At 61.5% G+C, this 12,536-nt stretch carries 16 protein-coding genes; 9 read left to right on the forward strand and 7 right to left on the reverse strand.

Annotation, left to right across the window (positions count from 1 at the left end; all coding sequences use genetic code 11):
* Positions 1–43: 43 nt before the first annotated feature.
* The 5 genes from U0034_RS21120 to U0034_RS21140 form a co-directional block, all read right to left on the reverse strand.
* A complete protein-coding gene (locus U0034_RS21120; protein WP_233211907.1) occupies positions 44–382 on the reverse strand; it encodes a 2Fe-2S iron-sulfur cluster-binding protein in 339 nt (112 codons plus the stop codon).
* A gap of 366 nt (positions 383–748) precedes the next feature.
* Positions 749–1,252, reverse strand: coding sequence for a winged helix-turn-helix transcriptional regulator (locus U0034_RS21125; RefSeq protein ID WP_085225500.1), 504 nt, complete (start codon positions 1,250–1,252; stop codon positions 749–751).
* 296 nt (positions 1,253–1,548) lie between these two features.
* Positions 1,549–2,268 (reverse strand): hypothetical protein, encoded by a 720-nt coding sequence (locus U0034_RS21130; RefSeq protein ID WP_085225498.1) that lies wholly within the window; start codon positions 2,266–2,268, stop codon positions 1,549–1,551.
* Between the two features lie 154 nt (positions 2,269–2,422).
* Positions 2,423–3,961: an MFS transporter gene (locus tag U0034_RS21135; RefSeq protein WP_085225496.1), complete on the reverse strand. Its 1,539-nt coding sequence runs from the start codon at positions 3,959–3,961 to the stop codon at positions 2,423–2,425.
* 340 nt (positions 3,962–4,301) lie between these two features.
* Positions 4,302–5,189 carry a LysR family transcriptional regulator gene (locus tag U0034_RS21140; protein WP_085225079.1) on the reverse strand — a complete coding sequence of 296 codons (888 nt, stop codon included), beginning with the start codon at positions 5,187–5,189 and terminating at the stop codon, positions 4,302–4,304.
* A gap of 74 nt (positions 5,190–5,263) precedes the next feature.
* Between U0034_RS21140 and U0034_RS21145 the strand changes: the two genes are divergently transcribed.
* From U0034_RS21145 to U0034_RS21160, 4 genes are all read left to right on the forward strand, one after another.
* Positions 5,264–6,046, forward strand: a complete 783-nt coding sequence (locus tag U0034_RS21145; protein ID WP_085225494.1) for an MBL fold metallo-hydrolase — start codon at positions 5,264–5,266, stop codon at positions 6,044–6,046.
* Positions 6,047–6,218: 172 nt separating this feature from the next.
* Positions 6,219–6,818 carry a TetR/AcrR family transcriptional regulator gene (locus U0034_RS21150; RefSeq protein WP_085225077.1) on the forward strand — a complete coding sequence of 200 codons (600 nt, stop codon included), beginning with the start codon at positions 6,219–6,221 and terminating at the stop codon, positions 6,816–6,818.
* A 19-nt stretch (positions 6,819–6,837) separates the two neighbouring features.
* On the forward strand, positions 6,838–7,125 hold the full coding sequence (locus U0034_RS21155; RefSeq protein ID WP_085225075.1) for a YciI family protein: 288 nt from the start codon (positions 6,838–6,840) through the stop codon (positions 7,123–7,125).
* Positions 7,122–7,739 (forward strand): DNA-3-methyladenine glycosylase I, encoded by a 618-nt coding sequence (locus U0034_RS21160; RefSeq protein WP_085225073.1) that lies wholly within the window; start codon positions 7,122–7,124, stop codon positions 7,737–7,739. The genes U0034_RS21155 and U0034_RS21160 overlap by 4 nt, the downstream gene beginning before the upstream one ends.
* Before the next feature lie 39 nt (positions 7,740–7,778).
* On the opposite strand, the gene U0034_RS21165 is transcribed toward U0034_RS21160, so the two are convergent.
* Together U0034_RS21165 and U0034_RS21170 are read right to left on the reverse strand one after the other, a co-directional pair.
* Positions 7,779–8,363, reverse strand: coding sequence for a TetR/AcrR family transcriptional regulator (locus tag U0034_RS21165; protein ID WP_085225071.1), 585 nt, complete (start codon positions 8,361–8,363; stop codon positions 7,779–7,781).
* Positions 8,364–8,769: 406 nt separating this feature from the next.
* Positions 8,770–9,180, reverse strand: coding sequence for a hypothetical protein (locus tag U0034_RS21170; protein WP_085225069.1), 411 nt, complete (start codon positions 9,178–9,180; stop codon positions 8,770–8,772).
* A gap of 65 nt (positions 9,181–9,245) precedes the next feature.
* On the opposite strand from U0034_RS21170, the gene U0034_RS21175 reads away from it, so the two are divergent.
* From U0034_RS21175 to U0034_RS21195, 5 genes are all read left to right on the forward strand, one after another.
* Positions 9,246–9,923 carry a Crp/Fnr family transcriptional regulator gene (locus U0034_RS21175; protein ID WP_085225067.1) on the forward strand — a complete coding sequence of 226 codons (678 nt, stop codon included), beginning with the start codon at positions 9,246–9,248 and terminating at the stop codon, positions 9,921–9,923.
* A 138-nt stretch (positions 9,924–10,061) separates the two neighbouring features.
* On the forward strand, positions 10,062–10,616 hold the full coding sequence (locus U0034_RS21180) for an RNA polymerase sigma factor (protein ID WP_233211909.1): 555 nt from the start codon (positions 10,062–10,064) through the stop codon (positions 10,614–10,616).
* 103 nt (positions 10,617–10,719) lie between these two features.
* On the forward strand, positions 10,720–10,956 hold the full coding sequence (locus U0034_RS21185; protein WP_085225066.1) for a RebB family R body protein: 237 nt from the start codon (positions 10,720–10,722) through the stop codon (positions 10,954–10,956).
* 25 nt (positions 10,957–10,981) lie between these two features.
* Complete coding sequence (locus tag U0034_RS21190) at positions 10,982–11,671, forward strand: hypothetical protein (RefSeq protein ID WP_085225064.1); 690 nt, start codon at positions 10,982–10,984, stop codon at positions 11,669–11,671.
* 33 nt (positions 11,672–11,704) lie between these two features.
* On the forward strand, positions 11,705–12,508 hold the full coding sequence (locus tag U0034_RS21195) for a bestrophin-like domain (protein ID WP_085225062.1): 804 nt from the start codon (positions 11,705–11,707) through the stop codon (positions 12,506–12,508).
* Positions 12,509–12,536: the final 28 nt, after the last annotated feature.

The following is a 12,536-nucleotide window of genomic DNA, read 5'->3' on the forward strand; positions in this document are numbered from 1 at the left end:
AGAGACCGCCGAAAAATCGGCCGAACAGATTGGTCTGGTTAACCTACTGCGAAGCCGCCCGAATCGTCACCGCTCCATTGACACTGCATTGACATGCCAATCTAAAAGAATCTCCGGGAAATCCGAGCGTCTCCAGAAAATCCCGCTCCTCTCTCCCCTTGGCGCCGAGATAATCCACGCCCTGCAATATCTCAATTACGCAAGCCCCGCACACGCCCGCCCGGCAGCCAAATGGGACGGATTCCTGACCATGAAGCTCAAATTCCAGTTCTGTCAAGGAGCTACCGTTCGGTAATATCACCTCAACGTTCTGAGGCATCAGCTTTACGATGTGCATGACGAATCCAACATGATTGTCGCAGCCCGACGGAAGTGCAGCCATGCAACGCGCCAGGCAACAAGAGGGCTATTGGTGCGAACGTCGAGCACAATATAAGGCATAGAGTTGCAAGTTGCAACTGTCATTTCATGAAATTCGAAGGCTTTTTACACGAGGGGGAATAGCGGTATTCGAGCGATTTTAAGCTAACACTTATTATAAAAGTCCGCTCGATTTACAGATAACTGCTCAACGGCATTGCCACTCGATCAAATGATCGGCGCATGAGCAAAAGGTAATTAAGCTGATGAATTACCTTTTTGAAACGATGTCGGGCAAAAGCGCGACGATACGCGCGGCGAGCTCGATGCCCGCCGCGGCCGGGCGACGCAACCTGTGATTGGACAACGGGCGTGCGAAGCGGCGGCGTCAGTCCGCTTCGTAGATGTCCTTTTCCGAGGCGAACTCCGCCACGTGGCGCCGTACCTCGTCAACCGTTCTGACGACCGTGTCTTCCGGGCCGAGCAGCCGCCCATCCTGCGAGCGAAGCTCGAGCCGCTTGACCGGTAGACCATGCTCCCGGTCGACCAGGCAAACACGGCATTCGGACGGTTCGAAGAAATATTGCTCGCCCCACTGCCTGAGCGCCACGAGCAGCGGAAACAACCCCCTGCCCTTTTCCGTCAATACGTACTTTTGATAGGCACTGCCATCGGACGCGGGCACCGTCTCGAGAATCCCATGCTCCACGAGGTTGCGAAGCCTCGTGGTCAGGATGTTTTTGGCAAGGCCCAGGTTTTTCTGGAACTCGCCAAAGCGCTCGAGCCCGTCGAAAGCATCGCGAACGATCAGCAGGGACCACCAGTCTCCGATCGCGTCCAAGGGCCGTGCTATGGGACAAGACGTTCCCTTGTGACTCGTTCGCTTGACCATCGGGCCCTCCAGTTTCAGCACAGAGACTGGTCCGGCCGGCCTCGATCGAGTACGTCACGGCAACGTACCGCCGAAGACCCTGGTTCGACCTTCATCGAGTACCAGACCATGGACGCGCCGCAACTTCGAACAACAATGTCGTGCGAAACCGCAGTGCAACTGGTTCCATTATAAAACTCAGACCGGGCGAGAACAAACCCGCCTGAGATTGGCCGCAGAGCGGTCGGCCTGCACCAAGGCGCATCCGGTTTCGCTCGATAGGCCAGCCGGGCACTTGCAAAGCGGGAATGCGCTTGTCAGCGCAGACGAAAATCGGTGAAGCGGATCCACACGAGCAGCCGGTTGCGATCGGGCTCGTCGTCGACACCGCGCGCATAGGCATGGCGCCGTGTAGGGAAACGCAGGCCCTGGACTTCGGCGTGGTCGGACACGTAGTGCGCCACGCGGGCCTTGCCCGAAACGTCGAGATGGTAATCCTGGCGCCGCAGCAGATAGTCCGGCCCGAAGTAGAACCGCTGCTCGCTGCTGTGGCTCGCGAGCGAATCGGGCAGCACGACCTGAAGCACACGCCAGACTTCGCCGTCTTCGTACCAGGGCGCGGCCTCTTGTGCCTGAACGCCCGGCAGCGCGAGCAGGAACGGCGTGGCGAGGTAGGTCCAAAGCGCGTAGCCGTTGAAGTAGGCGCGGCGGGGAATGTCCCAGTACGCGTGCTCGCCGTATCCGGCGAATGCCGCGCGCGGATCGGACAGTTCCTGCACGAGCCGATGATCGAAGTCTTCGATGACCACACGCTCGGGCGTAAACGTCATGCGGTGGTCTGGCGCATCGTAAGGCGATATGCTCGTCCACTCCTGCGCCGTCCTGATCGTGACATTGCCCCAGCCGTGGTTCTCCGGAATGCCTTTGGACGCCCAGAAGGGTCCGCCGGTAGCGCTTTTCACGGCCAGTTCGTTGAAGGCATTCCAACGATCGAGGCCGCCATAGGCGTCGAGTACGTTGCTCAAGAGATCGTCCATCGGACGCTCCTCGGAAAACGGAAAATGCGGGTGAATGAAGACCGGCGACGATGCCGGCAAGACGGATACGGCGGGGGCACCCCGTCACGCGAGGCAGGGTGCCCTGTCGTTGCGCGCGCCGCCTCGAGCGCGGCGCGCGCCACCCCATGTCTGCTCAAGTCCGCGCGGGTTGCCCGGCGCGTTGCGGCGCGAAGATCAACAGGCTGATCGCACCCAGGATCCAGACACCGAAGCCGCCATAGAGCATGAGCCAGCTGAACCCTTGCACGAGCGCGCCGTGCATGATCGCACCCGTCGGGTCGGCATGCGCGAGCGCGGGGAACCGCTCCGCGAGGGAGCCCGCGCTGCCCGCGGCGATTCTTTCCGCAAGCGTTTGCAGGTCCACGGCACTGAATGCGGTGGGCAAGGCGTTCTTCAGGTGATCGACGATGCCGGCAACGAGCACGAAGCCCATCACGGCAATATTGATCGCGAGGCTGATCAGACGAGCGCTGATGTCCATGCCCGAAGCCATGCCGGCGCGGTTGGACGGTACCGAGCCCGTGGTCGTATTCGTCGTGGGCGTGTTCGTGAGGCCGAGGCCGATACCGGCGATCAGCGATCCCGGCAGCATCGTCAGGCCGCTCGCGTGCTCGGCAACCGCACCGAATCGCATCAGGATGAATCCGAGGCCGATCGTGAACATACCGAGCGGGATGATCACGCCCGGTTGGTACCGGTGCGAGAGCTTTTCGGCGAGCGGAGGAATGACGAGCGTCGGCAGCGTATAGGCGAGCAGCGAGAACCCGGCCGTGACGATGTCGTAATGAAGACCGCTTTGATAGAAGATCGGCAAAAAGATGATGAACGGCCAGAAGCTGAAGTTCATGCCGATCGACCCCATGATCGCGCCGGAGAACTTGCGGATGCGAAAGACCGAGAAGTCGAACATCGGGTGAGCGGCGAATTGCTCCACGAGCAGGAACCCGACGAAACACACGACCGTGGCGGCGAGAATGTAAAGCGACGTACGGCTCGTGAAGCCGAGCTCCGATCCTTGCGTGATGTAGTAGCTGAGGCCGAATACCGCGAGCGAAAGCGTGACGATGCCGAGAAAGTCCAGCTTCCTCGCCTCCGGGTCGCTCGACTCGTCAACGCTACCCAGCGCCAGGAACAGTGTGAGCGCGGCAAGCGGAACGTGGACGAGGAAGACCCATTGCCAGCCGGAAACGGCGGCTATCGCACTGCCGATGATCGGGCCGAAGCCGAGGCCGAAGCCGAGGAAGATGCCCCAAATGCCGAATGCCTTGACGCGCTCCGTTCCCTCCTTGAACTGATTCGAAAGAATCGCGATCAGGCAGATGAACATCGAGCCGCCACCCATGCCTTGGACGAACCGGCCGGCGATCAACAGCGGGGTGCTTTGCGTGAGGCCGCAGACGAGCGAAGCCACGCCGAAAACGATCACGCTGATGAGGAACATCAGCTTGCGGCCGTACCGGTCCGCGAGCGTGCCCGCCGCCATCAGCACTGTCGTGCAGGCGATCGTGTACGCGTTCATGATCCATTGAAGGTCTTTGAATTCGGCCTGCAACAGCTTTTCCAACGTCGGCAAGATGACTGGCACGCTGGAAATTTCGAGCGCAAACATGAGTTGCGCGAGGCAGATGGCCGCCAGTGCCACTGTATTTCGGCCGGAGCGAGCGTAGGAGATGTCCATGGGTCGTTGTTTCCCGATTCGATGTTGACGGGCTGGCATTGCCACCGGCGCTCTCCCGCCGCGGCGTTGAGCCATTCGATACGAACGCGATACGGGCCAAGGGCGACAGCCCGCATCTGGTTTTAAAATGAAACCAATGCGAATGCTAGTCGATCAGGTATCAATTTGCAACCATATTGCATACGGGAATACCCTCGGTCGATCGCCCCGATGGGGCGACGCCGCAAACAGGACAAAGCGATGGAATCCGGCGCGGCAGGCCGCCGGGGCCGAGGCGGTGTAATGACGGCGGACGCCTGTGCCGCTGGCGCGCCACCGTACGCTGGACGGGTGCTCAACCTTCGAAGAGCGCGCGCTCGTCCGAAAAAATCTTCGTCAGAAAGTCGACGACCACTCTGACAGCGGTGTCGTTTCGGCTGTGCCTGCGCCTGAGCAGCCACAGTTCCCTCGTGGGCGGCGCTGGTTCGAGCACGCAGGGCATCAACGCCTCGTCGGCCCGGCCGAGGAAATGAGGCAGCAACGCGACGCCGGCACCTGCCTTGGCAGCCGCGGCTTGGGCAAGCAGACTGCTCGCGCCGATCGCGATTCGCGCGCGCGGAAAATGGCGCTTGAGCCAGTGAGACTCCGGTACATGCGCGTTGGCCTCGTCGAAGCCGACGAAAACGGGCGACGTACCGTCCTCGGTGCGGCGCCGCCATGCCGGCGCCGCGTAAAAGCCGTAGCCCACGTTCACGAGAAAGCTGCCGATGACGTCGCCATCTTGCGGGCGGCCCAGCCGCAAGGCGACGTCGGCTTCGCGCCGCTCGAGGCTGACCGAACGAACGTCGGCCGCAATATCGAGATCGAGTGCGGGATGCTCGGCCGCCAGCTTCGCGAGCCGGGCGCTCAGAAAACTTTGCGTGAGGCTCGGCAACGCATTGATTCGCACGAGGCCCGTCGCGCGGCCATCGCCCCCGTCGCGCACGAGCCTCGCGGCAGCCGCCTCCATCTCGCTTGCCGCGCTGAGCACGCGGGTACCGCCCGGCGTGAGCACATATCCGTCCGGCCGGCGCTCCACGAGCTTTTCCCCGAGCGTGCGCTCGAGCGCCTGAATGCGCCGCGATATGGTCGCATGGGTAACGGAGATTGCGCGCGCCGCGCCCGACAAGCTGCCGTGCCGGGCCAGCGCGACGAAAATGCGGACGTCTTCCCAATCGAGAGTTGTGCAAATTTGATCAGCCATTGAGAGAGATTAGCGAATTTTCACAAGCTCGACACCTGCTTACGATGGGTCTCCCGATAAACAAGGAGATCATCATGTCCGCTTCCGCCATCACGCTGACCTTGATCGGCGGCCCGACCGCCCTGATCGAGTTCCAAGGCATTCGCCTCTTGACCGATCCGACGTTCGACGCACCTGGCCTGTATCAGAAAACCCCCGTCTGGATGGAAAAAACGTCGGGCCCGGCCCTGAGCGTCGAGCAGGTGGGCGCGCTCGACGCCGTGTTGCTGAGCCACGACCAGCATCTCGACAATCTCGATCACGCAGGCCGCGCGATGCTGCCGCGCGTGCCGGTCGTCTACACGACGAGCGCGGGGGCGAGCCGGCTCGGCGGCAATGCGAGCGGCCTTGCCCCATTCGAGACGCGGGTGCTCGAGGCGCGCAACGGCAAGCGCCTTTTCGTCACGGCCACGCCCGCACGGCACGGGCCGATCGGCATCGAAAGGCACTCGGGAGACGTGATCGGCTTTGCGCTCGGTGTCGACGAACCCGGCGATCTTCTCTATGTGACCGGCGATACGGTCTGGTATCACGGCACGGCGGAAGTCGCGTCTCGGTTCGCGCCGCGCGTGGTCATGCTTCACACGGGCGCCGCGGAACCGCGCGGCCGGTTTCACATGACGATGGGCAGCGAAGATGCGCTCGAGGCAGCCTACGCGTTCCCCAATGCCGCGCTCGTGGCCATTCACAACGAAGGTTGGAAGCATTTTCGCGAAACTCAGCAGCAACTCGCCGAGGCTTTTGACACCCTCGGTGCGGGAAGCCGGCTCACGCGGCTCGAGCGTGGTGAACCGTTGCGTCTCGCGCTGGCGGGATGATGGTATCGGCGAGCGCGGTTGGCCCCACCGCTCGCCGCTTTATGCCGCTTTATGCCGCCTTAACGCGCTTGACGAATTAGGACGATTGCCCTAGCATCGACCCCAATTAGGATGATCATCCTAGACAGCAGCGAACCTACGTTTTCAGGCAGAACACCTACGCGCCACGCCGATGAACCACCGCTCGACACGAGAACTGATCGTAACCGCCGCCGATCGGCTCTTCTACGAGCGTGGCTACGAACACACGTCGTTCTCCGATATCGCCGATGCGGTAGGCATTTCGCGCGGCAACTTCTATCACCACTTCAAATCGAAAGACGAAATCCTCGATGCCGTCATCGACCTGCGGCTCGGCAATACCCGAGCGATGCTCGGTGACTGGGAACGGCGCGGCAAGAGCCCCCACGATCGAATCGAGCGCTTCGTGCGCATCCTGATCGTCAACCGCTCGAAGATCATGAAGCACGGGTGCCCGGTCGGCACGCTATGCGCGGAGTTGGCAAAGCTCGATCACGCATTGCGACATCGGGCGAACGAGCTTCTCACGCTTTTTCGCGCCTGGCTGGCCGAGCAATTCACCGCACTCGGCCACGAGCACGACGCGGACCGGCTTGCCATGCATTTGCTGGCGAGAGCCCAGGGCGTTGCCTCATTGGCAAGCGCGTTTCATGACGAGCGCTTCATCGAGCAGGAAGTCGGACAGATGCTCGACTGGGTCTCGGCAGTCACCCCGAAACGCCGCGCGCGTCGCGGCATCCACACACCTTAGCCCGCAGGGGGCCTCACCGATGTTCGTCGTGCTTCTGCAATTTTCCGATAACAAAGACAAGTCGGCCGAATTCATGAGCGGCCACAAGAACTGGATTCAGCAAGGTTTCAGCGACGGCGTATTTCTGCTTGCAGGCAGCCTCGATGACGAGCGCGGCGGCGCCGTGCTGGCCACGAACACGTCGCGCGCCGAGCTCGAGGCTCGCGTGGGCGCCGATCCCTTCGTGGCACACGGCGTCGTGCGCGCTCAGATCATCGGCATTACGCCGATGCGGCTCGACGCGCGCCTTGGAGCCCTGCTGTCATGAACTCGACGGTCATCGCCTCGGACGGCAAGCCGCGCTGTGGCTGGTGCAGCGCCGCACCCGAGTTTCTCGCCTATCACGACATCGAATGGGGATGGCCGGTCGGCGATGACCGGCGCCTCTTCGAAAAGCTCTGCCTGGAAGGTTTTCAGTCGGGACTCAGTTGGCGGACAATCCTGGCCAAACGCGAAAATTTCCGCGCTGCCTTTCACGACTTCGACTTCGATCGCATTGCACGCTTCACCGAACGAGACGTCGAACGGCTATTGAGCAACGCCGGAATCGTTCGTCATCGCGGCAAGATCGAGGCCGTGATTCACAATGCGCGCAAGGCGCAGGAACTCGTCGCGCAGGAGGGATCGCTCGCCGCATTCTTCTGGCGCTACGAGCCTGACGCCGAACAGTTGCCCGAACCGCAGACCGCCTCCACTTGCAGCGAATCGATTGCATTGTCGAAGGCACTCAAAAAGCTCGGCTGGAAATTCGTCGGCCCCACAACGATGTACGCCTTGATGCAGGCAATGGGATTGGTCAACGATCACGCCGCTGACTGCGTCATGCGCGGCCAAATCGAGAAGGCACGCAGAGCATTTTCGCGCCCTGGCAGCCGGCCCTAGCGCCATGACCGCCATGACCGCAATGACCGCGATGCACGGCTAAGCGTCGAGCAACGCCAGCGTCGGACGAAGCACACCCTCCATCAGCGCACGCTCGGGGCGCGAGCGCGCGAGCACGCGAATGCCGAGCAACGCGCCCAGCAACAGGCAGGCGAGATCTTCGGCGGGGTGGTCGGCGGAAATTTCTCCGCTGGCCTGCCCTGCCTTCACGCAGCGAAAAAAGAACCCCTCCACGCCGGTGAGCGCAGCGGCAATCATCCGCTGAAATTCGGAATCGTGCGGCGCAACTTCGAGTGCCGAATTGACGAGCAAACATCCCTTGCGCTCATCGTCGCCTACCGAGCACTCGATGACTTCCCGGAAGAAGGCATCGATCGCATCGCGCGGGGAAAGGCTCGCCTCGAAACGGCTGAAGCGGTCGCCGAAACGGCCTTCGACATAATGCTCGAGCGAGCGGCGAAAGAGCGAACGCTTGTCGCCGAACGCGTTATAGAGGCTCGCGCTCGTCATTCCCATGCTTTCGGCCAAGTCGCGTATCGACGTCGCTTCGTATCCTCGCATCCAGAATCGATGCACCGCAGCGTCGAGCACAATCGACTCGTTGAACTCTCTCGGTCTGGCCATTTCGTTTGGTCTCCTCGCTGCACAGAACAGTCTGGGAAACGGCAAAGAACTGTTCTTGCGGCTATTTCAAAACAAATGTTCTAAAACAACCTCGCGGCGAATGTCATCGCTCGGACGATGCCCCCGATAGCGGTCGGCCCGTGGCCGGCAATCGGGATCGCAAACGACCGTGCTGCGTACCGGGCATACGCGAACACGGCCCAAAAACGACTGGCGAAACGGTATCGAGCCCCGGCGAGCCGCCACGGCAAAGCGTCGGGCAAACAACGAAAACCGTCTGAGTGAACTGCGCGTCAGGTGCGGCCGGAGATCCGGCACCTGATCCGTATCTCCGGGAGATTGGCGACGCGGTTGCGCGGCAGTTCATACGCACGCGCCTCGCGATGCAAAGACCGCGGCGCAGGTTTTACCGCGGACGTACAGCACCGGCTAAAAAGGGGAGCGCCGCGCGCATGATAGCGAGCAATCTATGCAAAACGCAATGCCCTTTCGCGATGGTGAGAACGAGCGGGACCAGGCCCGCTTCTTCTTTTTTGTGCGAAACGGTGCGCGCAAGCGCGGAGACGCCGCGGCGGCCGGAAACCGGCAAACGTTTCCGAGAAAACGTTTCAAACCGGTTGCGCGTGTTTTTCGCGACGGGCCGCGCCGACTTGCCGAACGGCGCCGCATTATAGCGGAAAGCACGGCGGCAACGGGCCGGCCCGACCTGGATACATCGTTGGAAAGAAAAGACGTATGCCCTACGCAAAATCGTCGCACGGAAAGGTAAACTCGCCGGCTGATAATACAGACAGGGCTGCGCGATGCCCTTATTCACAGTTATCTCAATACGACGTTTCCGATGAGTAGTTGCATCGTCGAACAACTACAACCGGAAACGCCATGCTTTCCATTACCGATGGTCACGCGCTACGCGACACCCCGCTGCTGCGGGGGTTGTCGGAAAGACTCGTCGCACATATCGAAAAACATTTGACACCTTGGCCGAAACAGAGAAATCGCTTGTTATTTTTCAAGGGGGACGCGGAAAATTTCATCGCTTTCGTGCATCGCGGCCACGTTTATCACACCTTGCACGAGCCGGGCGGGCGCGAAATCATTCTCGATTACACGTTGGCGGGCGGGCTCGTTGGAGAGAGCGCACTGCTGTTTCCTCACCGCCGCAGCTTTACGGCGCAACTCAGCCCCGATTGCCAGGTGTCGTTGCTGCATTCCCAGCATTTTGGCCCGCTGCGCGCCGATACCGAATTGATGACGCGGGTTCAGCAACAATTGTGCGGCCGTTTGGAGAAACTCAGCGATTTCGTCGAATCGGCGTGCCTTTATCGATTGGAAGCGCGGCTCGCGCGCCATCTGCTCACGCGCATGGAAGGCAGCAGCCATCCTGAAGTACGACTGCCCGCCAATCAAAGCATCATGGCTGCCATGCTCAACGTGAGCCGACCGCGGCTGAACACACTGCTGCAGCGCTGGCAGCGCGAGGGGCTCATCCGTCCTTGCGCTCAGGTGCTTCGCATCGAGAACCCCGAGCGGCTTCGGCACATTGCCGCGGAAACGTAAGCCGCCGTACCGGTATGGCCGGGGCACGCGCACCGGCACGCCCTCTCTCGCGCCACTGTCTTTCGCTGTTACGCGCGTGACTGCGTTGCGCACTGCGTTACCGCGATTCTGGGCCTCCACACACACGGAGGTCGCAGAATGACGATCACAACACATTCCGAGGATGCCACCTGCTCGCCGGCGATTCAGTTCGATCGCACCTGGAGAGAAATGCACGGAAAGCTCCGGCGCCGCGCGCGGCTGCTTTGCAAGGGAGACATACATCGTGCCGACGAGCTGCTGTCCGACACGGCACTCAAAGTCCACCTCTATCTGCAGCGTTCGCCCGAGCGCGTAAGGAATCTTTCGGGCTTTCTCTTTCTCGCACTCAACCATGCGTTTCTCGATTACGCGCGCCGACGAGGCCGGGAAGATCGCGTCATCGAGCGAGATACGCTTTGCGACGACGATCGCGTAATCGAAATCGCGGACCACGCACCGCCGGCCGAGCACCAGATTTTACTCAAGGAGCAACTGGCGCAAATGCAGCACGCTTTGTCGATGCTGACGCCGCAGCAGCAAGCGCTCTTTGCGCTCAAGTTCGAGGAAGACCGCCCCTATCCGCAAATCGCAGCCGTACTCGGCATCAATGAGACGCTCGCGCGCAAGCGCGTCGAACTTCTGCGCAAGAAGTTGCGACAGCAACTAGGCTGAACGCTTCACAAGGGCCGCCCCGCCGCGTTCTTCAATACACGCGCGGCGGAGCATCCCGGAACCCGCCGTTTTTATCAACCCCATGCCGTACCCAGGAGTCGTCATGGCAGACAACACGCCCGTCAACGGACAAATCACCGATGCCGTCACCCAGACCAACGTCAAAGTTGTCGCGGAGGCACCTGCTCAAGCCATTGCCTCGCTTTATCAATTGGCAAGTCACTCGGCCGGCCTGTCGCTGCAAAACGCCGTTCACAGCCAGCAGGCGCTCAATCAGATTTCGAGCGCCGTGATATCGAAGGCTGTGACGATGATCATGTCGATCGGCGAGAAAAACTAAAGCCGTGTGAAAGGAGACGCCTGCCATGAGCCTCAAGGACTTCTTCAGCGGCAAGACTTCCGCCGCCGCGCCGGCGGCAAGCGGCACGCAAGCCCAGGCCGGCGATGCCGCTCCCACGCCCGCGGCACCGACCACCGCCGGCAGTGGAGGCGATAGCGCCGCCGGCACTGCAAGCACCGGAAGCACTGCAGGCACCGGAAGCACTGCAAGCACCGGAAGCGCTGCAGGCACCGGAAGCACATCGACCGCGCCGCCCAGCACGTTGAGCGGATTCACGGCGCAGATGAGCAATACGCCCGGGCCCCAGGCAACCGATGCGCTGAACAGCCAGATCCTTCAAGCGGTTCAGACAGCCAACAGCGAGACGGCGGCGTATGCGGCCAACCAGATCGCGGTCGGCCCCAACATGATGATCACGCAGGCAGGCGGGCTCGTGGCACAGTCCGCCGCAAACTACTTCGACGGCGCAAGCAAGCTGGCCTTGGCCAGCAAGAGCGTCTTGCTGAAAAACATGACGGAAAAGCTCGTTCAGCAAGACATAAAAGGTGCGGCCGAAGATGCGCTGGGCGTGCTCATCACCGACCTGCTCGTCGGCACCGCGGCCGCCGTTGCCGCGGCGGCCGGCGCGATCGAGGGAGAAGCGGCTCACTTCGCGCTGGACAAGATCGACCAGAGCCTCAATAAATACCAGGCGCTGCTCGACAAGAAGGGCTGAGCGGGCAGCCGCACCGAACTCGCGAATGCAGAGATGATGTCCATGCTCATCAACTTCATTTCGTTGCCTTCCAGCCTGCAGATCGTCGCCTGGTCGGGCTTCGGAGTAGGCATGACCTTCGCCGGCAAAATCGCGGTCCGCAAGATTGCCCCGCGCGAGCAGGCGCACGCGCACAACGGCGAAGTCGGAACGATCATGGCCGTCGGCGGCGTGTTCTACGGGCTCATCATCGCCACGATGCTCGTGCGCGCCGTCACGCACTTCGACGCCGCTGTCGATGCCACCCAGCACGAAGCCACGCGCGCAGCCGCATTTTATCGAACCGCCGTAGAAGGATCCGCTGAGCTTGCGCGCCGCGTTCAAGCACCGCTGCTCGAGTATCTGCGCGGTGTCATGCGTGACGAGTGGCCGCGCCAGATGCGCGGTCTGCCGATCGAGCCGGCCGCACCGCAACTGGCCACGCTGAGCACGGTGCTGCGAGACTACGATCCCGCCACGCCAAAGCAGGTCGCCTATCTGCAGCAAACACAGGTGCAGCTCAATCAGCTTTACGCCGCGCGGCATGCGCGGCTTGCCAATCTCGACACGACGATTCCCGAAGAAATCTGGATCATCAACCTGCTTGGCGAACTGATGCTGATTCTCTTCGCGTGGATGATGCATATTCCACGCAAGTCGCTGCACCTCGCACTCGTCGCGGGACTCGCGATCTCGATTTCGATCGTGCTGGCGGCCACGCTTATCTATGACACGCCCTTTTACGGCGACATCGCCGTATCGGAGGCGCCCTATCGCCACGCTGCGGACAACATTGCGGATTCGTCGCTTTCGTATTGAACGCCGCGCGCTTCACAACCGCACGGCA

Origin of the sequence: Trinickia caryophylli (assembly GCF_034424545.1) — a bacterium.
In the GTDB taxonomy this organism is placed as follows: Bacteria; Pseudomonadota; Gammaproteobacteria; order Burkholderiales; family Burkholderiaceae; genus Trinickia; species Trinickia caryophylli.